The following is a 21,896-nucleotide window of genomic DNA, read 5'->3' on the forward strand; positions in this document are numbered from 1 at the left end:
CGCCGCGTATAAAAGGCACGCCACCGGCCACTAACCCGACGCGACCGAGGCGCAACTGACGCGACCGAACCGCGACCGCTCCCTCACTCGCGTCCGAGGCGCGTTCGAATCTGGCGACGGACGGGTCGCGTGACGACGCGGTGGCCTCGCCGGTAGACGACGACGTACGCAACCGGAAGGAGCGCGACGAACGCGACGATGAGCCAGCGCCCCTGCGTGAACGGGTCGGGTGGGAGCGTGAACGCGCCGGCGACGTACGAGGCGACACCGGCGAGCATCACGGCGAGCGCGGCGCGCTCGGTCCTCGACGGCGGTCGCCGCCTCGACGACCCGCTGACGAAAAGCAGCAGGTACGCGACCAGTCCGACCGGAACAAAGGCGACGAGCGCCCCGAGGAGGTTCGGGAACCCGTGGCCGCGGGCGGCGGCGTTCTGCGAGACCCAAAGCGACGTGGCGACGAGGACGACGACCGGAACCAAAAACAGCGTCGCCTCTGCCGGCGACGGAACGATGGAGGGCACGAATCGTCGTCGTTTGTGTCATCTCATAGTAGTTTTGGTGGGGGCCGAAACAGTCAGCACCGCGCCTCGTCCGCCAGCGGAAGCGCCAGTTGGACGGTGCTCCACCCGTCGCGTCGCTCGTAGTCGACTCGCCCGCCCGCGGACTCGACCACCCACTTGACGACCCACAGCCCCAGCCCGGAGCCGTGGCTGAGTTGTGTGATGTCCTCGTCGCCGAAGACGGCCGCCCACTCGATTTCGGGGATACCGCCGCCATCGTCGCTGACGCGGAGCGTCGCGTCGCTCTCGCACGCCGCCGCCTCGATGCGGACCGTCACGTCGTCGGGGGTGTGTTCCAGCGCGTTCTCCACGACGTTGGCGAGCGCCTGCGCGAGTTTCGGCCCGACAGAGACCGGAAGCGACGGCGGGAGGTCGAGGTCGAACGTCGCCCCGGGGTATCGGGTTCGTCGCGACTCGACGACGGCGCGGACCGTCGCGGTTGCGTCGACCACCTCGTCGGGTCGTTGGTCGTCGAGCACGGCGGCGGCGGTCCGAGCCTTCTCGCTGACCCGCAGGAGGGTTTCGGTGTGCTGGGCGATTCGCGCGGCCGCGTGGTCGACGCGCGGGTCCGCCGTCGTCTCGCGTATCTCTTCCGCCATGCCGAGGACGACGTTCATCTCGTTTCGGAGGTTGTGCCGGAGGACGCGCTGGAGCACCTGTAAGTGCTCTCTGGCGCGGCGCTGACCGGTGATGTCCGAATAGATGGAAAACCCGTACCGCCTCCCGTCGCCGCGGCTGTAGGGGATGCCGCGATAGAGGAACTCCCGTCTCCCCCACGCGGTCTGGCGGGTGACGATGGCGTGGTTGGCCTTGCCGTCGGCGGTCCGCTGGTCGAAGTCGACCGCCTCGTCGTCGGCGTTCGGCGGGACGATGAAGTCGTTGAGCGACTCGCCGCGTACCTCGGCCGCGTCGTAGCCGAAGACGGCCTCGAACCCCGGATTGACCGCCCGGATAATCGGTTCGACGCCGACGATTTCGAACTCGATGACCGCGTCGTCGACGAGGTCGAACAGGTGGTCGAACCGGTCGCGCTCCGTGTGTAGTCGCGCGGCCGCCGGCTCCGGCAGTTCGCGACAGACCGCGCCGACGACCCGGCCCGCGCCCGTGGCGACGCTGTCGGCGTCTCCGCTTCCGTCACCGGCTCCGCCACTGCCGACTTCCCCGCCGGGGTACGGGGCGAACTCGATTTCGACCCCGACGGCTCCGGTCGCCCCGCCGCCGACTCCCGAGAGCCGGCAGCGGCACCGACGACTCTCCCACCCGCTCGCCGCTCGCACGGCGTCCGCGGCCTCGCGAACCTCCGGCCAGTCCCCGTCGGCGAGGAGGTCCGAAAACGGTCGCCCGCGGAGCGCCTCGGTGTCCGTCCCGAGGTGTGCCGCGAATCCCTCTCCCGCGTGGACGACGACGCCCGCCGCGTCGAGGACGAACATCACTCGACGAGGGCCGAGCACCGAGGGCGCTCACTCTCGGTTCGAGAAAACAGATATCGTGGGGCCCGGTGGCGAAATTGCGCGAGTATGTGAGTGTGTGTTGCGCGGTTGTGTCTCATTCGATTCGTTCTCTGGTGATAATCTGAAACATATAAATCCGCGGTAGCGGGCAACATCCTCGGGCAGTCGGTCGGGTTACCTCAGGTCGCTCCACGCGCCCCAGAAGCGCTGGACGGCGGTGAGATGGCCGACGACGGCGAAGAAGACGAGCAGCCAGCCGACGAGCGTGAACCCGCCGAGCGTGCCGGTGTAGACGGCGGACGCGAGGCCGACGAGGCCCATGAGCGCCAGTCGGTCGGCGCGCCCGACGAGACCGCCGTAGGCGCGGCCGAGCCCGACCGCCTGAATCTGCGTGCCGAGGTAGGAGGTCATCAGGACGCCCGTGACGGCGGCGAGACCCAGCGCGAACGAGTCGATACCGGCGGCGAGGCCGACGAGGACGACGATGTCGGCGTAGCGGTCGAGGACGTGGTCCAGCAGGTCGCCGGCCTTCGAGGAGACGCCCTGCTCGCGGGCGAGCGCGCCGTCGACGAGGTCGAGCCAGCCGTTACAGAAGACGAACACCGCGCCGAGGCCGTACCAAAGCGGGTCGGCGAGGCCGAAGGCGACGCCGGCGGCGACGGCGAACCCGAAGGCGACGACGCTCACGCCGTTCGGCGAGAGGCCGGCGGCGTCGGCGACCGAGACGAACGGGGCGAGCAGCTTGTCGGCGGTGTCGCGGTACTGGTCGAGCGTCATAGGTAGTCGATGAAGTCGACGGTCCCCGCCGAGGGTTCTCGCTCGCCCGCGACGACCGACGCGATGTCGTCGGCGACGGCGTCTGGGTCGCGGTCGGTCGTGTCTACCTCGTACACCGAGTCCTCGCCGTGGAACTCGACGGCCTCGCCGAGAATCACGTCCAACGCCTCCGATTCGCGGTTCTCGCGGGCCTTGGCCTCGGACTCGCCGCGGTCGAGGAGCCGCTGTTCGAGGATGTCGGGGCGACACCGAAGCACGACCACGCGGTCGGCCTCGAAGTGGTGTGCGAGGTGGCTCTCGACGAGTCCGTCCCAGTCCCCGAGGTGGTCGCGGGCGGCGTCGAGGTCGACGACGAGCGTGTCGCGCTCCTCGTCGCGTTCGCTCCAGAGGCCCTCGTCCTTCACGAGCCGGTTGAGGTGGACCACGTCGAGGTCGAGGTCGTCGGCGACGCGCTCGGTGGCGGTGGTCTTGCCGGTGCCGGGGGTGCCGGTGACGACGACTCTCACGCCGGCGGCACCTCCGAGACGATTCGGTTGAGCACGTCCACGGCGCGCTCCGTCTGTGCTTCGGTGCCGCAGGAGACGCGGATGCACTCAGGCAGGCCGAAGCTCCCGCAGTCGCGGACGATGACGCCCTCGCGTTGGGCGGCCTCGGTGACGGCGGTCGCGTCGCCGACCTCGACGAGGACGAAGTTGCCCTCGCTTTCCCACGTCGGCGCGTCGAGCTGTTCGCGGAGGTACTCGCGGGACCACCGGGCCGACTCGACGGACTTCTCGACGTGTTCCTCGTCGTCGAGCGCGGCGAGCGCGGCGCGGCAGGCGACCTCGCTGGCGGCGAACGGCGTGTTCACGCGGGCGTAAGCGTCGGCCCACGCCTCGGGCACGCAGGCGTAGCCGATGCGGAGGCCGGCCAGCCCGTACGCCTTCGAGAACGTCCGCAGGACCGCGACGTTGTCGTACTCCGAGAGCAGGTCGATGGCCGAGGGCACGTCGGCGAACTCGCCGTAGGCCTCGTCGACGACGAGGAGCGTGTGGTCCTCGACGGACTCGGCGAGTTCGACGAGTTCCTCCCGCGGGAGCACGGAGCCCGTCGGGTTGTGCGGCGTCGTGAGGTAGACCATGCGCTCGCCGTCGTAGGCGTCGAGGACGAGGTCGGCGGTCTGTTCGAAATCGTCGCCCTTCGACACCTCGTACTGGACGGCGTCGCCGTGGTGGTACCGGGCGCTCATCGAGTAGTACGAGAAGCCGGGCGACGGTTCGAGAATCCGGTCATCGGGTTCGAGCATCGCGCGCGTCAGGTAGTCGATAGAGCCGTCTGCGCCGGGCGACACCCACACCTGTTCGGATTCGAGGCCCCACTTGTCGGCGAGGCGCTCGGTCAGGTCCGTGTGGGCCGTCTTCGGGTAGACGCTCACGGTCGGCGCGGCGTCCTCGATGGCGGCGACCGCCTTCGGACTCGGGCCGTGGGGGTTCTCGTTCGAGGAGAGTTTCGTCAGGTCCTCGGGGTCCATCCCGAGTTCGCGGGCGACCTCCTCTGTCCCGCGGCCGGGTACGTAGGGAGCGTGTGCGGAGAGGTCCCGTGGTTGCATGGTCGGAAAATGCGGGTCGCGGTTCTTAAGCGTGCGTACTCCGGGACGGTGAGGTCCTCATTCGAGTTCGGCCCGAAGCGACTCGGCGAGTCGAAGCGAGAGCGCCGCGATGGTGAGCGTCGGGTTCATCGCCCCGCCGGTCGGGAAGACGCTCGACCCCGAAATCCAGAGGTTGTCGAGGTCGTGCGCGCGACACTCGGCGTCGACGACGCTCGATTCGGGGTCGTCGCCCATCCGCGTCGTTCCCATGTGGTGGTACGCGGGGCCGGTCTCGTCGGGGCCGACCGTCCAGCGGTCCTCGACGCCGAGTTCGTCCAGCACGCGCGCCTGAATCTCGTTGGCCCGCGAGAGCGCGGCGTCAGTCTGTTCGTCGACGGACCAGTGTATTTCGGGGACGGGGTCGCCGAGGTCGTCGGTCGTCTCCCGGTCGAGGCCGACGTAGTTGTCCTCGCGGGGGAGCTGTTCGACCAGCGCGCCCATGGACACGTGCGTGCCGTAGCTCTCGTCCAACTGGTCGAGCAGGTCGTCGCCCCACGTGTCGGCGTGGAGGGCGTCGATGACCGGCGACGGCCCGGCGTAGTTGAGAAACTCCAGTTTGAGGCCGTTGACCGGGTCGGCGTCGTCGTAGAACTGGTGGCACTCGCTGGTGTTGAAGCCGACGTGGTTCTGACGCGTGGGGCGGTCGAGGCGGCCGCCCATCCCGGCGAACAGGTGGTCCATGAAGTACCGACCGACCGCGCCCGAGGAGTTGGCGAGGCCGTCGGGGTAGCGGTCGGAGTCGGACAGCAACAGCAGTCTGACGTTCTCGACGCCGCCGCAGGCGAGGACGAACTGGGTCGCCTCCTGTCTGTGGGTCTCGCCGCCGGGGGTCGTGTACGCCGCGGCGACGACGCGCTCGCCCGCCTCGTCGTGTTCGAGTCGCCGGACTCGCGCCCGGTCGATGACTCGCGCCCCCGCGGCCTCGGCCTTCTCGACGTGGGACTCGGCGGTGTACTTCGCGCCGGAGGGACACACCGGCTTGCACGTCCCGTAGCCGACGCAGGGCGACCGGTCGTCGTAGGGCTCGGAGTTGCGGGCGTTGCCCACCGAGTGCATGTCGATGCCGAGGCGCTCGCAGGCCTCGGCGAAGATGGAGTCCGAGTGCGACGGCCGGAAGGCCGGAAGCGGATAGGGCTCGTCCCGCGGCGGCGCGTAGGGGTTGTCGGCCGCGCCCGCGACGCCGAACTCGCGCTCCGCGGCGGCGTAGTACGGCCGGAGGTCGTCGTAGCCGACGGGCCAGTCGGCCCCGACGCCGTGTCTGGTGTCGAGTTCGAAGTCGCGCTCGTGGAGGCGCATCACCATCCCCTGCCAGTGGAGCGTCGACCCGCCGACGCCCTTCACGCGGGCGGCGTTCAGCGGGTAGAACGACTCGCCGGTGGAGGAAAACGCGTCCCGCGGGCCGCCCATCTCCCACGGGCCGTCGAGGCCGGGGCGGATGTGCTGTTCCAGTTGCTCCCGCCTGTCGCCGTCGAACCGCGGCCCGGCTTCGAGGACGACGACCGTCGCGCCCGACTCGGCGAGCCGATGGGCCACGAGACCGCCGGCGGGCCCGGCACCGACGATACACACGTCGGCGTCGGCGACGGGTGTCCTATCCATCGGTCTCGCCCCCGGAGTCGGTCGTTTCGGGTTCGTCCATCGTCGCCCGCCGGTAGCTCTCGGCCCCGCCGGGGTGGCCGATGGGGTTCTCGATGCCGACGAGGCGGCCGCCGGTCGGCGAGGCGTAGAACGCGTAGAGCAGTTCGTTCACGACGTGAAACCGGAGGCGCTCGGAGAGCGTGCCGTCCGGAATCGGGTCGGCTGCGTCGACGCCGAGTTCGCGGAGCAGGCGGTCGCGGTCGGCCGCGGGGAGGTCGGCGAAGGCCGCGCCCTCCCAGTCGCGGGCGACGTCGTCCAACTCGGTCGCGGCGTCGACCATCGCGGCCCGACGCGAGTCGTCTCGCGCGCGCCCGACGACGTAGGCCTCGACGAACTCCGAGACGCCCTCGGCCGCGCTCGGGTAGACCGCCTCGGCGGCGGCGACCATCGTGTCGCGCACCGCGGTCGGCGGGGTGTCGTCGCCGCCCGCTCCGTCCTCGCCAGTCGACCCGCCTTCGTTGCCGGTCGAATCGGCGGTCGGCGGGTCGAACTGCGTCAGCGACACGGCCCCGCCGGTGACGCCGAGACCGGCGAGCACGGCCAGCGCGTCCCGTCGAGTCAGTCGCATTCGGCGGGAATTAGGCCAGCCTAATTATAGGGTTTGTCCTCTCGTCCCACGCGGTCGAGGACGACGGCGACGACGCCGAACGTGACGACGACGGGGACGACCGCGACGAACATATCGAACCGCGCACCGAGGTTGTACGCGAGGACGAGCGCCTGCACGTACGCGAGGAACGTCGCCAGTATCGTATCGAAGACGGGCGGAACGCTGGTTCCGCGTCCCGTCGCTCCGGCGAGTCGGGTGACGACGAGCGCGCCGACGCCGACGACTGGGATGAGAAGCACGCCGAGCGGGGCGGCGACGAACGAGTCGGCCTCGCCGCCGGTTCCGAAGTGAACCGCGACCGAGGAGGGGAGTACGGGAAGGAGCGCGACGCCCGCGACGGCGCTGAGCGCGAGCATCGCGACGCCGACGAGTGTCAACCGGGGAACACGCATACGGTCGGGTCGTGGCTCGACGATGAAAAAACGGACCGTCGGTCGGGGTCAGTCCTGTCTGACGCGGTGTTCGAGGACGCCGACGCCCTCGACTTCGACCTCGACGCGGTCGCCGTCTTCCAGCGGGCCGACGCCCTCGGGCGTGCCGGTCGAGATGACGTCGCCGGGTTCGAGCGTCATGTAGGACGTGATTTCGGCGACGAGGTCGGGAATCGAGAAGATGAGGTGTTCGATGCTGGAGTCCTGTCGCGTCTCGCCGTTCACGCGAAGCGAGATGCTCGCGTCATCGGGGAGGTGGTCGGGGTCGGCGAGGGCCGGCCCGAGGGGCGCGGAGCCGTCGAACGCCTTCCCGCGGACCCAGTTCGTCTCGATATCCTGGTCGTCGCGGTTGGACACGTCGTTCATGACGGTGTAGCCCGCGATGACCGCCTCGGCGTCCTCGGCCGCGACGTTCCGACACTGCTCGCCGATGACGACCGCGAGTTCGGCCTCGTGTTCGACGTTCTCCTTGCCCGCGGGGAGCGTCACGGTGTCGCCGTGGCCGGCGACCGCGTTCGGCGGCTTGAGGAACAGGAGCGGCCGGTCGGGGACCTCCTCGTCGCGCTCCTCGGCGTGCTTGGCGTAGTTGCGGCCGATACAGACGATTTTCGACGGCTCGCACGGGGGAAGCACGTCGACCTCGTCGAGGTCGTAGCGCTCGCCGCCGAAGGAGACCGAATCGCCGTGCCACTCGCCGGTTCGAACCGCGCCCGCGGGGTCGCGGAATCGGACGTGATGCATGCCCCACGCGTCGGCGGGGGGCGTGATAGGCTTTTACATCGCGCGAGTCGCTCGGTGACGTGGGACATTCTTGCACGATTCTCATCCCTTTTGTGGTCGTGGGGTGACGGGCGTGTATCGGCCGTCCCGGACAGTTCGTTCGAGTGGACTCGGGCGGCCGATTCTGCTGTCGGATTCGAGACGAGAGCGGCGGGGCCGGCTCCTCGAACGTCGCCACGAACTCCCGGAACGTCGCTACGAACCCCCGACGAGCGCGCCCGCCGAAAAGCGGTCACACCGCCCCCTGCGAATAGCTTTTTGTGTATTTCGCGTGTAACGTTCGGGTGCTATGGAACTCACCTGGCACGGTCACTCGACGTGGTACGTCACGGTCGGAGACACCTCGCTTCTCATCGACCCGTTCTTCGACAACCCCGCCACGTCTCTCGACCCGAGCGACGTGGAGACGCCGGACTACGTGCTTCTCACCCACGGGCACGCGGACCACATCGCCCACGCAGGCGAGTTCGACGGCGCGACGGTCGTGGGCACGCCCGAACTCACCGGCTACGTCGAAGCCGAGATGGGCGTCGACGACACCATCGGCATGAACATCGGCGGGACGGTCGAACTCGGCGACGCGTTCGTCACGATGGTCCGGGCCGACCACACCAACGGCATCAACACCGGCTACGAGCACGAGGCCGGGATGCCCGGCGGCTACATGATTAGCGATACGCTGCCGACACAGGAGACCGACGCCGACTCGACGACCTTCTACCACGCCGGCGACACGGGACTCATGACCGACATGCGCGAGATTTTCGGCGCGTACTTCGAACCCGACGCGGCCGCGCTCCCGGTCGGCGACCACTACACGATGGGCCCGTGGCAGGGCGCTGTCGCCGCCGATTGGCTCGGCGTCGACCACGTCTTCCCGATGCACTACAACACGTTCCCGGCCATCGAAATCGACGTGCGCGACTTCGAGCGCGAGGTGAAGGCCGCCGGCAGTCAGGCCGAGGTCCACGCCCTCGACGGCGACGAGTCGTTCACGCTCGAATAACCCCTCGCCTCGCTCGGCGACGGCCCGTCTCGGGTCGTCGCTTGTGCACACCGTTGTCCTATTGAGGAACTTTTAGGGTCGGTCGCTCCTTTCCTCGGAACGAATGTCCGACATCCAGACCTCTACTGTCAGCGAAGAAGGTTTCGCATGCACGAGCCAGGTCGGCGACTTCGACCTCCAGATCGACGCGACCGACGAGACGGGCCCGAACCCGAACGCCGCGCTCGTCGCGACGTACGCCTCCTGTTTCCTCCCCGCGTTCCGCGTCGGCGGTCAGAAGACGGGCTTCGACGACCTCGGTAAGGTCCAGATCGACGCCGACGCCGACCTCGACGACGGCGACGACCTCGAGCGCATCAGCTTCGACGTCTACGTGGAGTCCGACCTCGCGGACGACGAGTTCGCCGAAATCACGGAACTCGCCGAGGACATCTGCCACGTCCACGACGCGCTCCGCGGCGAACTGCAGGCCGACGTGACCGTCGTCGGCGACGCGTTCTAAGCGTCGCTCGCCGCTCGGGCCGATACGCATTCTTTTCGCAGAAGTCGAAGCCGCCAGCGACGGGTGTCGCGGCGGGTTCGGAGACGCCCCGCCGGGTCAGTAGCGGCGCTTCTTATAGCTTCGAAGACTCATAGCCTCGCCTTCCACGATGATAACCTCGCGGTCTTGGGGGTCCGATTCGACGACGTCGTCGACCTGTTCGCGGAAGTATGGGCTGTTCGGCTCTTCCATACCACTCCCTTCGTCGCACCTAATAAAAATCTTTGTCAGACATTCTCACGCGTGATACCGCGTGAGCGCCGCGGCCAATCAGTCGTCAGCGGCCGCGGCGGCCGGTTCGTGGCTGATTTCGGTGCCGAGCACGTCGAGGAACGCCGCCAACCACTCGGGGTGGTCCGGCCACGCCTGCCCGGTGACGAGGTTGCCGTCGACGGTCACCTCGTCGACCCACGAACAGCCCGCGCGCTCGACTTCCGCGCGAACGGCCGGGTAGGCGGTCATCTCGTAACCGTCGAGGACGCCCGCGGCGGCGAGAATCTGCGGCCCGTGACAGATTGCGGCGACCGGCTTCCCCTCGTCGAAGAAGTGCCGGACGGCGTCGAGCACCTCGTCGTAGCCGCGGAGGTACTCGGGGGCGCGCCCGCCGGGGACGACGAGCGCGTCGTAGTCCGCGGGGTCGATATCGGCGAACGTCGCGTTCAGCGCGAAGTCGTGGCCGCGGGTCTCCAGATACGTCTGGTCGCCGCGGAAGTCGTGGACGGCGGTCTTACACCGGTCGCCGTCCTCCTTTTCGGGACACACCGCGTGGACCTCGTGACCCACCATCTGCAGCGCCTGGAACGGTACCATAATCTCGTAGTCCTCGACGAAGTCGCCGGCGAGGAGCAGAATCTTCTTTCCGGACATGGGCATCACCCACGCGGTAGTTGTCGCGTCAGAACGATAATGATTGTGTAGGTGGGAATAGCGGCGGCTCGGGAGTCAGGGTCTGGCCGCGAGAGCGGCTGAGGCCGGCTATTTCGAGATAATGCGCCCGATGTCACCGAGGTCGTCGAGGACGTGGTCGGGTTCGTACTCGCTCGCCGCGAGGGCCGCCTCGTCGGTCACGCCGGTTCGGACGAGCGCGGTGCCCATGCCCGCATCGAGGCCGAACGCGATGTCGGTATCGAGACGGTCGCCGACGATGAGGACTTCCTCGGGCGGCAGGCCCAACTTGTCGAGGACGAACTCTTGAGCGACCTTCGAGGGCTTGCCGAGAATCGCGTCGGGGTCGCACTCGGCGACGCCCGCGACGGCGTTGATAATCGCGCCCGACCCGGGGATGTCGCCGTCCGCGGTCGGGATGATGACGTCGGGGTCGGTGCCGTAGAAGGCGGCCCCGGAGCGGAGCGCGTTGTTGGCGTCGCGGAGGTCGTCGTAGTGAAACTCGCGGTCGATGGCGACGACGACGACCTCGGGGTCGTCGCCGGCACGGACGAGTTCGAACCCGGCGTCACGAAGTTGGTCGTGGAAGCCCGGCTCGCCGATGCAGAAGGTCCGCGCGCCGGGGTGTCTGTCGGCGAGGTACGCCGTCGTCGTCGTGCCGGAGGTGACGACCTCGTCGGCGGTCGCGTCGATTCCGGCCCGACGGAGCCGCGCCTCGTAGGCGACGGGGGCCTTCGTCGGGTTGTTCGAGACGAACAGTCGGTCGAGCCCGGCGGCGTCGACGGCGGCGAGGCCGTCGAGCGCGCCGGGTATCGCTTCGTCGCCGCGGACGACCGTTCCGTCAACGTCGAAAACCACGCCTCGGTAGTCCATCGTCCTCGGTAGGGAGGCGGGGCTGTTGAACGTTCGCCCGAGAGAACTATTATGTTCATTGGTGGCATATGTCATCGTATGGGTGTCTCTTCGAAGCGGTTGGTCGGGTGGCTGCGCGGGCCGGCGACCGGCAACAGCGCCATGGGCGTCTACGGGCTCGTGACGGCGATGGTCGCGCTGTTTTTGACCTACTCCATCGTGGCCACGTTTTCCGTCGTCGTCCCGCTGTTGTCGACGACGGCCATCGTCCTCGCGGCGCTCGTCGTGTGGGTGCTGACGTGGGCGGTCCTCGACGTGGTCGCCAGCCGGACGATTCGCGAGTCGTCGACCTGAGTCGCCGACGACTCTGACGGCGTGACGCGCTCGCGTCGGCGGTGAGCGCGCCGCGAGCGTCACGTGCGTCGGGTTCGACGTAGCGGCGGAACCGTCACAGAACCAAAGACCAATATGCGCGTCGCCCTACTCGTCTACCGTGACGAACACGCAGCTGACACTCGTCCAAATCGACAACTACGGGCCGTGGACGGTCACCCCGGACCCGCGGCGGGAGATGGACCTCCAGACGCTCCAGTCGCGGCTCTTCGCCGACTTGGCCCAGTTCGTCGGCTCTCGCGACGGGTACGCGTTTTTCACCCGGTTCGACAACATGGTCGCGGTCACGAACGGACTCGACCGCGACGACCACGAACTGCTGCAGGAATCTATCGGAAATCGCTATCCCGTAACGCTCAGTCTCGGTATCGGCGTCGACCGGTCGCCCGCGGTCGCGCTCGAACGCGCCACCGACCGCATCCAGCGCGCCGGAAGCGCACAGGACGGCGACCGCCGCGAGGTGCTCTCCGGGGAGACGCTCCCCGAGGCCGACCGCTCGGCGACCGACCTCCAAATCGCGCACTTCGACGTGAACGACGCGACCGGCAAGTACACCGACCGCCTCAACGAGTTCGACACGTTCATCCACATCGAACAGGGCTACGCGTCGCTCATGCGCTACCTGCGTGAGGAACACGGCGCGCTGTCGTTCTTCGTCGGCGGCGACAACATCATCTCGGTCACGCCCGACCTCACCGAAGACCAGTACCGCGACGCCATCGACCACGTCGAGGCCGAGGCGGACGTGGAACTCAAAGTCGGCGTCGGCACGGCGTCGAACGCCCACGAGGCCGGCTTCGCGGCGAAGCACGCGCTCGAAGACTGCCGCCACCGCGGCACGACCGTCGAGTTCGCCGACGCCGCGGTTGAGACCGCAGACGACTGAACGATGGAGGGTCGCGCGGTCTACTTCGTGGCCCCCGAACGCGTCGAGGTCCGCGACCGCGACGTTCCCGCCCCCGGACCGGAGGAGGTCCGCGTCCGCACCCTGACCTCCGCCGTGAGCTCCGGGACCGAGCGACTCGTCTACCGCGGCGAGGCCCCGACCGACCTCGCCGCCGACGAGTCCATCGCGGCACTCGACGGCGACCTCTCGTTTCCGCTCCGCTACGGCTACGCCGCCGTCGGCGAAATCGAGGCCGTCGGCGACGACGTGCCCGACTCGCGGCTCGGAAGCCGCGTCTTCGCGTTCAACCCCCACGAGAGCCGATTTCTGGCGTCCCCCTCGGAACTCATCTCCGTCCCCGACGACGTGACCGACGAGCGCGCCGCGCTCCTGCCGACGATGGAGACCGCGCTCAACTTCGTGATGGACGGTCGACCGCTCATCGGCGAACACGTCGTCGTCTTCGGACAGGGCGTCGTCGGCCTCGTGACCACCGCGCTCCTCGCGCAGTTCCCGCTCGGGAGCCTGACCGCGGTCGACTGCGTGGCCGAGCGCCGGGCCATCGCCGAGAGTCTGGGTGCCGACGAGGCGGTCCACCCCGAGTCGCTGGACGCCCCCGCCGACGGGGCCGACCTGACGCTCGAACTCTCGGGCGACCCCGACGCGCTCGACGACGCCCTGTCGGTGACGCGGTACGACGGCCGGGTCGTCGTCGGGTCGTGGTACGGGACCAAGCCCGCCACGCTCGACCTCGGCGGGCGGTTCCACCGCTCGCGCATCAGCGTCGAGAGCAGTCAGGTCAGCACCATCGACCCCGACCTCCGTGGGCGCTGGGACGCCGACCGCCGTTTTTCGCTGGCGTGGGACCACCTCGAAGACCTCCCCTTGGACCCGCTCGTGACCCACCGAATCGGCGTCGAGTCCGCCGAGCGCGCCTACCGACTCCTCGAAGACGCCCCCGACGAGGCCGTCCAAATCCTCTTTACCTACCGGGACGCTTGACAGTTCATGTACCGCGTCTCGGTTCGCAGGGACCTCATCGCCCAGCACTACCTGACGGTTCCGAACCCCGGGCCGGAGGGTGAGCTCCACTCCCACGCGTTCACCGTCGAGGTCGAACTCTCGGGCCCCGAACTCGACGAGTACGGCTATCTCGTCGATATCGACGACGTGAAGGCCGCGCTGGACGCGACGCTGTCTCGCTACCGCGACGAGACCATGAACGAACTCGTCGAGTTCGCCGGGCAGAACCCGAGCGTCGAGCGGTTCGCCCGCGAGGTGTGCGAACAGTTCGTCGAGGCGGCGTCACTCGACGCGCCCCAACACGTCTCCGTTCGCATCTGGGAGGACGACACCGCGAGCGCGACCTACGAGACCCCGCTCTGACGTGCGGGTCGGAATCGTCGTCTACGGCCCGCTCGACGACCGCTCGGGCGGTTATCGCTACGACTCCGAACTCGTCGATGGGCTCCGCGCCGCCGGCGACGACGTGACCGTCGTCTCGCTCCCCGAGCGGTCGTACCGAAAGCGACTCCGAGACAACGTCTCCGCCGCGCGTCGCCTCCGCGGCCTCGACGTGGACGTGCTCTTGCAAGACGAACTGTGCCACCCCTCGCTGGTCGGCGCGAACGCCGCGCTCGACGACGACGTCCCGGTCGTCTCTGTCGTCCACCACCTCAACTCGCTGGAGCGCTTCCGGGCGTGGCGACGACACGCCAGACGCGCCGTCGAGACCCGGTATCTCCGCTCCGCGGACGCGTTCGTGTTCAACAGCGAGACGACGAAGGAGACGGTCGCGGCCGTCACCGACCCCGAACCGAGCGTCGTGGCGCGCCCGGCCGGCGACCGCTTTTCGTCGTTCGGCGCGCCCCTCGGGGACGACGAGATACGGGCCCGCGCCGCCGACGGGCCGCTCCGGGTCGTCACGGTCTGTAACCTCGAACCCCGGAAGAACGTCGACGGCCTGCTCCGCGGGCTGGCCCGCGTCCGCGGCGACTGGGAGCTGACGGTCGTCGGCGCGGCGGTCGACGCCGACTACGCCGACTCGCTTTCGGACCTCGCCGCCGACAGCGGCATCGACGACCGCGTGACCTTCGCGGGCCGGCTGTCGGACGCCGACCTCGCCGCGACGCTCCGGGAGTCCCACCTGTTCGCGCTCCCCTCCCACTACGAGGGGTTCGGCATCGCCGCGGTCGAGGCGATGGGGTTCGGCCTGCCGGCGCTCGTCTCCTCGGCCGGCGGCGCGAGCGAACTCGTCACCCACCGACAGGACGGCTTCGTCGTGGACCCGACCGATTCGGCCGAACTCACCGACGCCGTGGCTCCGCTGTGTCGGAACCGTCGGCGACTGCTGTCGCTCTCGCTTTCGGCCCGCGACCGCTTTCTCGCGCACCCGACGTGGGACGAGACGGCCGCGGAGATTCGCTCGTTTTTGTTAGACCTCGTCGACGCCGACGACGCGGGGTCGCACGGGGCCCACGAGTAGCCGCCGCGGGCGCAGAAACGCACAGGGGGCGCACTCGGAGGCGACCGGTACGGTCTCAGTCGAGGTCGACGCGGACCCACTCTTGGAGCGTGAAGCCCTCGTAGTCGGTTTCGTCGTCGAGTTCCCACTCGTCGTCGTCCCACTCGGGGTAGAACGTGTCGCCCTCGTACTCGCCGGGGACGCGGCTCAGCACCATCCGGTCGAGGTGCGGTTGGAACAGCGCGTAGATGGCGGCCCCGCCGATGACGTAGGCCGTCTCCGCGCCCAGCGACTCCGCGATGTCGACCGCGTCCTCGACGCTCGCCGCGCGGTGAGCGGTGTCGACCGAAAACGACCGCTCGCTTCGGCTCATGACGATTTGGGCGCTCCCCGGCAGGTCGTCGAGCATCGACTCGAACGTCGTCCGACCGAGCACCACCGGGTCGTCGGCGATGCGGGCGCGGTACTGCTCCTTGTCGGCGGGGATGCTCGGCCACGGGAGTTCGCCGTCGCGGCCGATGACGCGGTTCTCGGCGAGCGCGGCGACAGAGACGAGTTCCATCACTCTCACGTCGGGCGCGTGAGAGAAAATCGTTGTGCAGCGCCGGCGTCGCCCGGGGACCGTCCCGGCGTCGTCGGACCTTCGACAACCAACGGACCGAGGCTCAGCCGCCCCGGTCGACGATTCGCCGGCAGTCCTCGATGAACTGGAGGAGGTCCGTCCCGGCGTCGGTCCCGATGCTGATGATGATTCGCTCCGCCTCGGAGAAGGGAAACTGCAGGACGAACGCGTTCTCGTAGTAGTGGACCACGGCGCGGCGCTCGCCGATGGGATGGGTGTCGATGCCGGGCGTCGCAAACGGCGTCTCGACGCGGAGGTCGGAGACGACTTCGGTCAACGTCTCTTTGGTGTATCGCTCCGAGAGGTCGTCGCGGAGATACTCCAGTTCGTACCCGTCGTCGTCGGCGATGACAACCGTCCGGAGTCCGTCGCCGATTCGCCTGCTCAGATACGCCGCGAGTCGGCGCGCTGTGTCCCGTACCATACCGCGCCGTCGCTCCAAGCGCCTATAGTTTATTGGTATCTTTGTGGTATCGGAACCGAACCGAACGCCAATAGTTTTCAAACGAGCGACAACAACTGCGGGGTATGGAGAAGCAACCGCGGGACGTCCGGCGCGACGGCGCGTTAGTCCTCCTCGGGCTCGCGGGGTTGGTCGCGCTTCAGGTGTTGGTCCCCAGGGACTCGGTCACGGGGGTTGCCGAGATGTTTCGGGGCGGCCTCTTCGGCGGGTCCATCTCGGTGATGGCGGCGGGCGTCTTCCGCGTGCCCGACGAGCAGGCGTTTCGGTTGACGGCCGCGGTGGCCGTGGGGTTCGCGCTGGGTTCCCTCGTGTTTCTACTGTGAGGGTCGCTTCGTGGCTCTCGGGGATAACCTGTGCTGGCTGGCCTACCGAGCTGTTAATCCGTCCTCCACAACGGCGCTGCCGCTCTTCTCTGGTGGAGAATCGCTCACAGAGAACGCACCTCCCGGTTTCCGCTAAACCGGCGGTACAGCGCTGCTGCTCCTTGTTAAAACCCTGCGAAAGGATTAAGGTTAGAGTGGGGCCGGAGGGATTTGAACCCCCGATCGACTGATATCTCCGGTGGGCACCTCGGAACTCCAGAGGGTCGTCAACACGACCGATGATCAGTCGGCCGCTCAGTATATCAGCTGGAGTGTCGTCCCGGGCGCCAAGCCTCTGGAGTCAGTCGCCATGCCGGGCTTGGCCACAGCCCCGATTCGTGCTGTCTGCACTCTCTCGTATGGCGATTTTTCTTAAAGGGGTTTCGATTCTACTCGTCGCGGTCGTCGTCGGCCCAGTCGCACTCCTGGCACTTGTAGGCCGTCACGAACTCCGTCACGCTCGGCATGTAGCCCACCTGGATGACGTTCTCGCCGCACTCCGGGCAGTCGAAGTCGGCGTCCTGAATCGGCTCGGCGTCCATCGGGCGCTCGCCCTCGACGAGTTCGGCGAGCGTCTCGGGCGTGACCATCCGTCCTTGTACGACGCGGTTGCTCATACCCGTGCAACCGTCCCGAAGTAAGTAAGCCCTCCGCCAGCGGTTGGAGTCCACGTCGCCGCGGGCGTCCGCGCGGCCGCACCCCGGTCCGGTTCAGGGCGTCGCAACCGTCACGGACCGGGTGCGCGGGCCGTCGCACTCCACGAGGAGGACGGACTGCCACCGACCGAGGTCGAGGCCGCCGTCCGCGACCGGTATCGAGACGCCGTTGCCGACGAGGAGCGCCCGGAGGTGCGAGTCGGCGTTGTCGTCGAGTTCGTCGTGGTCCCAGCCGTCGTCGGGGACCGCCTCGGCGAGCATCGACTCGATGTCGCCGAGCAGCCGCGATTCGGCCTCGTTGACGCAGACGCCGGCGGTGGTGTGTTTCGAGAAAACCGTACAGACGCCGTCGTAGCTCGCGGGCACCGCGTCGGCGACTTCGTCCGTCACGTCGATGACCTGAAGCCGGCGCTCGGTTCGAACGTCGAAGGTCCGTCGCATGCGACGGGGTTCGTCGGCCGGGAGAAAAAGTCGACCGGCGGATTACAGCCAGGGCGCGCGGGACTCCTCTTCGCCGGGGTAGCCGTACCCCGGCTCCGAGTCGTCGTCGGTCTCGTCCGCGTTGTCGACCAACGCCTCGTAGTCCTCGGACGACTCGACGTCGTCGCCGCCGTCTGCGACCGGGCCGGCCGCGGCCGCGCCGTTCGCGTTCGGCGTGGCCGATTCGGGGTCGGACGCGTCGTCGACGAACTCGTCGAGGTCCGCACCGTCGGAGCCGGGGTCGAACGCGAACAGCGCGGTGACGCCGAGGACGCCGAGAGCGACGGGGGCCTGCGTCGGCATCAGGCCGAGCACGTCGAGCGCCAGCATGCCGAGGGCGACCGAGCTACCGAAGCGGAAGAGGTCGATGTCGACGTTGCCGCGGAGCCGCGGGGCGAACAGCGCGATGGCACCGGCGAAGCCGACGCCCGTGCCGGCCGCCGCGCCGGCGCTGAGCAGGCGCATCGGGTCGGGGTTGACGATGAGCTCGAACCCGGCGGGATTGAAGCTCGCGACGAGGCCGAGACCGATGATGATGCTCGGCGACGGCAGGTACTCGCCGACCTTCGAGGAGGCCGTCTTCGCCGCCACGGCCAGGATGACGAGGCCGGCGAAGCGGTGGAACACCTCGAAGTTCAGGAGCGTCTCGATGGTCTCCGCGACGGCGGCCTCGGCGACCGCGACCGGGATGAGCAACGCGCCGAGCAGGAGGATGGACGTGAGCTGTTCGCGGCGCGTGCCGTCCATCTCGGCGAGGATGACCGCGACCGTCGCGGACCCACCGAAGATGAGCAGGCCGGTCTGGAGGATGCCCGCGACCGAGGGGTCGCCCGCTGAGGTCGTCAGCGCCCCCGCGATGATGAGCGCGGGGAAGATGCCGTCGATGAGGGGAAGCCCCATGACGGTTGCGAGCAGACGGGTGGCACCCCCTACCTGTTGCTCGAGGCGAAGGGCGACCGGGTGGCGTGAGACACTCATTCGATGTTACTGGCCTTCACCATGGCCCAAGCGGCGATACGAACGCAATTCGGACAGGGGCGTGCTGGCGCTCTGCACGCGAAGCCCATTTCGTCCGAAATTGAACTCCCGTTTAAATGTCTGCCACATCGCTGTAAAGAGAATGCCGGAGTCGGAGGTCGTTTGACCGGCAATGCGCGATGCGGCGGGACGCGTGGAGTCCATACAAGATTACATTAGGACAGGAGTATTAAACGTTGTGTGGGATACGACCGCATGGACCATAGGTATCTCTGTCTACCTTATAAAAAGAGCTGAAGATTCGTCGGATATAGATTGAAATCTCGAAGATACCGTGGTACAAGTTCGTGAATATGGTGATTATTCACGATGGTCTTGTGGTTCGGTACACCGTGACGAGGGGACGAACACCCCCGAGCGGTCGCGGCCGACGGCGTCCGTCGCTCGCGGGTGTCGTCACGTGTTCTGGCGGTCGTCTCGGTCCGCCGGCGATGCGAAGAATAATCACGCACATGCATATATCACCGAACTGGTTTGCGATACATCGACACGCCCGTGCTATCTCGCAACCCTTTTGTCGTCGCCGCAACCACGCTTGATATGGCGAACGACGTTCCTGACCGAGAACCCTTCACCGAGAAGCTACGGGTACCCGAATCCCTCACATTCGACGACGTGCTGCTCCGCCCGATGGAGAGCCGCGTCGAACCCGACGACGCCGACGTGTCGACGCGCGTCTCGAAGAACGTCGAACTCAACATTCCCATCCTTTCGGCGGCGATGGACACCGTCACCGAGAGCGGGATGGCCATCGGGATGGCTCGCGAGGGCGGCATCGGCGTGCTCCACCGCAACATGAACGCCGAGCAGATGGTCCACGAAATCGAGCGCGTCAAGCGCGCCGACGAACTCGTCATCCGCCGCGAAGACGTGGTCACGGCCAACCCCGGCCAGACCATCAGCGAGGTCGACGAGATGATGGAGCGCGCCGGCGTCTCCGGCGCGCCCGTCGTCGACGACGACGACGTGGTCCTCGGCATCATCTCCGGCACCGACATCCGCCCGTACCTCGAGGTCGGCGAGTCCGACGAGGTCAGCGAGGCCATGACGGACGAGGTCATCACGGCCGAGCGCGAGGTCACCGCCCGCGACGCGCTCGAACTCATGTACGACCACAAGATTGAGCGCGTCCCCATCGTCGACGACGACAGCCGCCTCGTCGGCCTCGTCACGATGCAGGGCATCCTCCAGCGCCGCGAACACGAGAACGCCGCCCGCGACGACGACGGTCGCCTCGTCTGCGGCGTCGCCGTCGGTCCGTTCGACGGTGAGCGCGCGCAGATGGCCGACGACGCCGGCGTCGACGTCATCTTCATCGACTGCGCCCACGCGCACAACCTCAACGTCATCGACACCGCCCGCGAGATCAAGGAGTCCGTCGAGGCGGACGTCGTCGTCGGGAACGTCGGCACGCGCGAGGCCGCGGCCGAACTCGTCGACTTCGCGGACGGCATCAAGGTCGGCATCGGCCCCGGCTCCATCTGTACGACCCGCGTCGTCTCCGGCTCCGGTATGCCCCAGATTTCGGCCGTCGCGGAGGTCGCCGACGTCGCCGCCGAGTACGATATCCCGGTCATCGCCGACGGCGGCATCCGCTACTCCGGCGACGCCATCAAGGCGGTCGCCGCCGGAGCCGACGCCGTCATGCTCGGTTCCTACTTCGCCGGCACCGACGAGGCCCCCGGCCGCGTCATCACGATGAACGGCAAGAAGTACAAGCAGTACCGCGGCATGGGCTCCGTCGGCGCGATGCAGTCCGGCGGTGCCGACCGCTACCTCAAGGAGGACAACGAGGACGAGGAGTACGTCCCCGAGGGCGTCGAGGCCGCGACGCCGTACAAGGGCTCGCTCGCGTCCGAGCTCCACCAGCTCGTCGGCGGCATGCAGTCCGGCATGGGCTACGTCGGCGCCGAGACCATCCCCGAGGTCAAAGAGCGCGCCCGCTTCGTCCGCGTCTCCGCCGCCGGCCAGACCGAAGGCCACCCCCACGACGTGATGATTACCGACGAAGCGCCGAACTACAGCCCGAGCGAGTAACGCGCTCTCCCGCACCCCGGCTTCGTCGCCCCCGAACCGTTCCCCGACGTACCTCGTTTTGCCGGTCGCCGCTCCGCTGTTCTTTCTCTCGCCGCACGCTCCGCCCCCGTCTGCGGCCACTTCCTGTCACGCGAGCGGGACGAGGACATGGGATAATTAATACGGATGTATGTCGTGCATCTACAAGCGATGGATACCGCGGAGCTACGGACCGCACTTCGGAACGCCGGGTTGTCACAGTATCAGGCGGAGGCTTACGTCGCGCTTCTGCAGCTCGGCGCGGCGAGTGCGACCGAACTCGCCGACGCCTGCGCCGTACCGACTGCCCGTATCTACGATGTTCTCCGCGACCTCGAGGCCAAAGGCTACATCGAGACCTACGAACAGGACAGTTTGCACGCGCGGGCGTGCGACCCGAAGTCGGTGATGGAGGACCTCAAGAGCCGCGCCGTCCAGCTCGACGAGGCCGCCTCCGAGATAGAGACGCGCTGGCAGCAGCCCGCGGTCGACCGACACATGCTGAGCATCGTCAAGCGCTTCGAGACGGTGTTCAACCGAGCCGAGGAGATGATTCGGGAGGCGGACGGCGAGGTGCAACTGTCCGTCACCCCCGAGCAGTTCGACGAACTCAAGCCGGCGCTCTCGGAGGCGTACGAGAACGGCGCGCTGGTGAAGGTCGTGTTGCATCCCGAGCGGACCGACGAACTCGAACCGCTCGCAGAACAGGAGTACGAGGGAGTCGCCACGGAGGTCAGACACCGAACCCTCCCGACGCCGTTCGTCGCTATCGTCGACCGGACGGGCGCGTGTTTCGCGCCGCACGACAGCTCGATGAACCAGTACGGCGTCCTCGTCGACGACTACACGCTGGCGTACGTCTTCCACTGGTACTTCCAGACGGCGCTGTGGGAGGTCTGGGAAGTCGTCTACGACGCACAGACGGACGAACCCCCGTTCGTGTATTCAGACATCAGACACTTCGTGCAGGACACGGAGCCGCTCATCCGCGACGGGAAGCGTATCATCACCCACATCAAAGGCTACGAGACCGACGAGCGCGACCCGATAGAGTTCACCGGCGAAGTGACCGACGTGTACTACACGGCGGTCTCCGCGCCGACGGACACGCTGTCGTTTTCCGAACTCGCGGGACAGGTCTGTCTGACCGTCGAGACCGACGAGGGGACATACACCGTCGGCGGGTGGGGCGCGGTCTTGGAGGACGTCGAGGCGAACCGAATCACCGTCGAAGAGATATCAGAGACATCTGACAGGTGAAATCTGTTCGATTCGCCGGAATGTATAACAACTCCGGGGGGCAATTAGTGCGCACAAGC

At 67.9% G+C, this 21,896-nt stretch carries 28 protein-coding genes and 1 tRNA gene; 10 read left to right on the forward strand and 19 right to left on the reverse strand.

The features are described 5' to 3' along the window. Positions 1–83: 83 nt before the first annotated feature. From C454_RS15925 to C454_RS15965, 9 genes are all read right to left on the reverse strand, one after another. A complete protein-coding gene (locus tag C454_RS15925) occupies positions 84–521 on the reverse strand; it encodes a hypothetical protein (protein WP_004977247.1) in 438 nt (145 codons plus the stop codon). A 53-nt stretch (positions 522–574) separates the two neighbouring features. Further along, entirely contained in the window at positions 575–1,990 is a 1,416-nt protein-coding gene (locus tag C454_RS15930; protein ID WP_004977248.1) for a sensor histidine kinase, read from the reverse strand. Between the two features lie 195 nt (positions 1,991–2,185). After that, complete coding sequence (locus C454_RS15935) at positions 2,186–2,788, reverse strand: CDP-alcohol phosphatidyltransferase family protein (RefSeq protein ID WP_004977249.1); 603 nt, start codon at positions 2,786–2,788, stop codon at positions 2,186–2,188. Then, positions 2,785–3,294, reverse strand: coding sequence for an adenylate kinase family protein (locus C454_RS15940; protein ID WP_004977250.1), 510 nt, complete (start codon positions 3,292–3,294; stop codon positions 2,785–2,787). The genes C454_RS15935 and C454_RS15940 overlap by 4 nt, the downstream gene beginning before the upstream one ends. Then, positions 3,291–4,376, reverse strand: a complete 1,086-nt coding sequence (hisC, locus tag C454_RS15945) for a histidinol-phosphate transaminase (RefSeq protein WP_049905226.1) — start codon at positions 4,374–4,376, stop codon at positions 3,291–3,293. Before hisC ends, C454_RS15940 begins: the two co-directional genes overlap by 4 nt. A gap of 57 nt (positions 4,377–4,433) precedes the next feature. Continuing rightward, positions 4,434–6,014: a GMC family oxidoreductase gene (locus C454_RS15950; protein ID WP_004977252.1), complete on the reverse strand. Its 1,581-nt coding sequence runs from the start codon at positions 6,012–6,014 to the stop codon at positions 4,434–4,436. Further along, positions 6,007–6,621 (reverse strand): gluconate 2-dehydrogenase subunit 3 family protein, encoded by a 615-nt coding sequence (locus C454_RS15955; protein ID WP_004977254.1) that lies wholly within the window; start codon positions 6,619–6,621, stop codon positions 6,007–6,009. The genes C454_RS15950 and C454_RS15955 overlap by 8 nt, the downstream gene beginning before the upstream one ends. Positions 6,622–6,641: 20 nt before the next feature. Beyond that, positions 6,642–7,040, reverse strand: a complete 399-nt coding sequence (locus C454_RS15960) for a DUF1648 domain-containing protein (RefSeq protein ID WP_004977255.1) — start codon at positions 7,038–7,040, stop codon at positions 6,642–6,644. Between the two features lie 63 nt (positions 7,041–7,103). Further along, positions 7,104–7,835, reverse strand: a complete 732-nt coding sequence (locus C454_RS15965; protein WP_004977256.1) for a fumarylacetoacetate hydrolase family protein — start codon at positions 7,833–7,835, stop codon at positions 7,104–7,106. 328 nt (positions 7,836–8,163) lie between these two features. On the opposite strand from C454_RS15965, the gene C454_RS15970 reads away from it, so the two are divergent. Together C454_RS15970 and C454_RS15975 are read left to right on the forward strand one after the other, a co-directional pair. Next, positions 8,164–8,880, forward strand: a complete 717-nt coding sequence (locus tag C454_RS15970; protein ID WP_004977257.1) for a metal-dependent hydrolase — start codon at positions 8,164–8,166, stop codon at positions 8,878–8,880. Positions 8,881–8,983: 103 nt separating this feature from the next. Then, entirely contained in the window at positions 8,984–9,382 is a 399-nt protein-coding gene (locus C454_RS15975) for an OsmC family protein (protein WP_004977258.1), read from the forward strand. Positions 9,383–9,478: 96 nt separating this feature from the next. On the opposite strand, the gene C454_RS21145 is transcribed toward C454_RS15975, so the two are convergent. The 3 genes from C454_RS21145 to C454_RS15985 all read right to left on the reverse strand — a co-directional run bounded on the left by C454_RS21145 (position 9,479) and on the right by C454_RS15985 (position 11,179). Beyond that, positions 9,479–9,613: a hypothetical protein gene (locus C454_RS21145; RefSeq protein ID WP_004968055.1), complete on the reverse strand. Its 135-nt coding sequence runs from the start codon at positions 9,611–9,613 to the stop codon at positions 9,479–9,481. Positions 9,614–9,691: 78 nt separating this feature from the next. Next, the gene (locus C454_RS15980; RefSeq protein WP_004063616.1) at positions 9,692–10,288 is read right to left on the reverse strand and encodes a DJ-1/PfpI family protein; all 597 of its coding nucleotides are present in this window, start codon (positions 10,286–10,288) and stop codon (positions 9,692–9,694) included. Between the two features lie 108 nt (positions 10,289–10,396). Further along, positions 10,397–11,179: an HAD-IIA family hydrolase gene (locus C454_RS15985; RefSeq protein WP_004977264.1), complete on the reverse strand. Its 783-nt coding sequence runs from the start codon at positions 11,177–11,179 to the stop codon at positions 10,397–10,399. Positions 11,180–11,257: 78 nt separating this feature from the next. On the opposite strand from C454_RS15985, the gene C454_RS15990 reads away from it, so the two are divergent. The 5 genes from C454_RS15990 (at position 11,258) to C454_RS16010 (ending at position 14,922) form a co-directional block, all read left to right on the forward strand. Further along, positions 11,258–11,512 (forward strand): hypothetical protein, encoded by a 255-nt coding sequence (locus C454_RS15990; RefSeq protein WP_049905228.1) that lies wholly within the window; start codon positions 11,258–11,260, stop codon positions 11,510–11,512. A gap of 139 nt (positions 11,513–11,651) precedes the next feature. Next, the gene (locus tag C454_RS15995) at positions 11,652–12,437 is read left to right on the forward strand and encodes a GTP cyclohydrolase III (protein ID WP_004977267.1); all 786 of its coding nucleotides are present in this window, start codon (positions 11,652–11,654) and stop codon (positions 12,435–12,437) included. Positions 12,438–12,440: 3 nt separating this feature from the next. Then, on the forward strand, positions 12,441–13,439 hold the full coding sequence (locus C454_RS16000; RefSeq protein WP_004977268.1) for a zinc-binding dehydrogenase: 999 nt from the start codon (positions 12,441–12,443) through the stop codon (positions 13,437–13,439). A 6-nt stretch (positions 13,440–13,445) separates the two neighbouring features. Continuing rightward, positions 13,446–13,823, forward strand: a complete 378-nt coding sequence (locus C454_RS16005; RefSeq protein WP_004977269.1) for a 6-pyruvoyl trahydropterin synthase family protein — start codon at positions 13,446–13,448, stop codon at positions 13,821–13,823. Position 13,824: 1 nt separating this feature from the next. Beyond that, the gene (locus C454_RS16010; RefSeq protein WP_004977270.1) at positions 13,825–14,922 is read left to right on the forward strand and encodes a glycosyltransferase family 4 protein; all 1,098 of its coding nucleotides are present in this window, start codon (positions 13,825–13,827) and stop codon (positions 14,920–14,922) included. A 55-nt stretch (positions 14,923–14,977) separates the two neighbouring features. Here C454_RS16010 and hdrA read toward each other — a convergent pair whose 3' ends face one another. Together hdrA and C454_RS16020 are read right to left on the reverse strand one after the other, a co-directional pair. Beyond that, entirely contained in the window at positions 14,978–15,463 is a 486-nt protein-coding gene (gene hdrA / locus C454_RS16015; RefSeq protein WP_004977271.1) for a dihydrofolate reductase HdrA, read from the reverse strand. Between the two features lie 103 nt (positions 15,464–15,566). Beyond that, on the reverse strand, positions 15,567–15,947 hold the full coding sequence (locus C454_RS16020; RefSeq protein ID WP_004977272.1) for a hypothetical protein: 381 nt from the start codon (positions 15,945–15,947) through the stop codon (positions 15,567–15,569). A 104-nt stretch (positions 15,948–16,051) separates the two neighbouring features. Here C454_RS16020 and C454_RS16025 point away from each other — a divergent pair, with 104 nt between their 5' ends. Then, positions 16,052–16,309, forward strand: a complete 258-nt coding sequence (locus C454_RS16025) for a hypothetical protein (RefSeq protein ID WP_004977273.1) — start codon at positions 16,052–16,054, stop codon at positions 16,307–16,309. Between the two features lie 195 nt (positions 16,310–16,504). Here the strand turns inward: C454_RS16025 and C454_RS16030 are convergent. The 5 genes from C454_RS16030 to C454_RS19975 all read right to left on the reverse strand — a co-directional run bounded on the left by C454_RS16030 (position 16,505) and on the right by C454_RS19975 (position 18,666). Further along, positions 16,505–16,681: transfer RNA gene (locus tag C454_RS16030), tRNA-Trp, on the reverse strand. 56 nt (positions 16,682–16,737) lie between these two features. Beyond that, positions 16,738–16,965, reverse strand: a complete 228-nt coding sequence (locus C454_RS16035; RefSeq protein ID WP_013035372.1) for a DUF5795 family protein — start codon at positions 16,963–16,965, stop codon at positions 16,738–16,740. A gap of 93 nt (positions 16,966–17,058) precedes the next feature. After that, positions 17,059–17,445, reverse strand: a complete 387-nt coding sequence (locus C454_RS16040; protein WP_004977274.1) for a secondary thiamine-phosphate synthase enzyme YjbQ — start codon at positions 17,443–17,445, stop codon at positions 17,059–17,061. Between the two features lie 42 nt (positions 17,446–17,487). After that, complete coding sequence (locus tag C454_RS16045; protein ID WP_004977275.1) at positions 17,488–18,384, reverse strand: DUF5794 domain-containing protein; 897 nt, start codon at positions 18,382–18,384, stop codon at positions 17,488–17,490. An 84-nt stretch (positions 18,385–18,468) separates the two neighbouring features. Then, positions 18,469–18,666 carry a hypothetical protein gene (locus C454_RS19975; RefSeq protein WP_081605248.1) on the reverse strand — a complete coding sequence of 66 codons (198 nt, stop codon included), beginning with the start codon at positions 18,664–18,666 and terminating at the stop codon, positions 18,469–18,471. Positions 18,667–19,062: 396 nt separating this feature from the next. Here C454_RS19975 and guaB point away from each other — a divergent pair, with 396 nt between their 5' ends. Together guaB and C454_RS16055 are read left to right on the forward strand one after the other, a co-directional pair. Then, positions 19,063–20,559 (forward strand): IMP dehydrogenase, encoded by a 1,497-nt coding sequence (gene guaB / locus C454_RS16050; protein ID WP_004977276.1) that lies wholly within the window; start codon positions 19,063–19,065, stop codon positions 20,557–20,559. Between the two features lie 189 nt (positions 20,560–20,748). After that, complete coding sequence (locus C454_RS16055) at positions 20,749–21,837, forward strand: TrmB family transcriptional regulator (protein ID WP_004977277.1); 1,089 nt, start codon at positions 20,749–20,751, stop codon at positions 21,835–21,837. The last annotated feature ends 59 nt before the right edge of the window (positions 21,838–21,896 follow it).

The organism is Haloferax gibbonsii ATCC 33959 (assembly GCF_000336775.1).
Taxonomy (GTDB): Archaea; Halobacteriota; Halobacteria; order Halobacteriales; family Haloferacaceae; genus Haloferax; species Haloferax gibbonsii.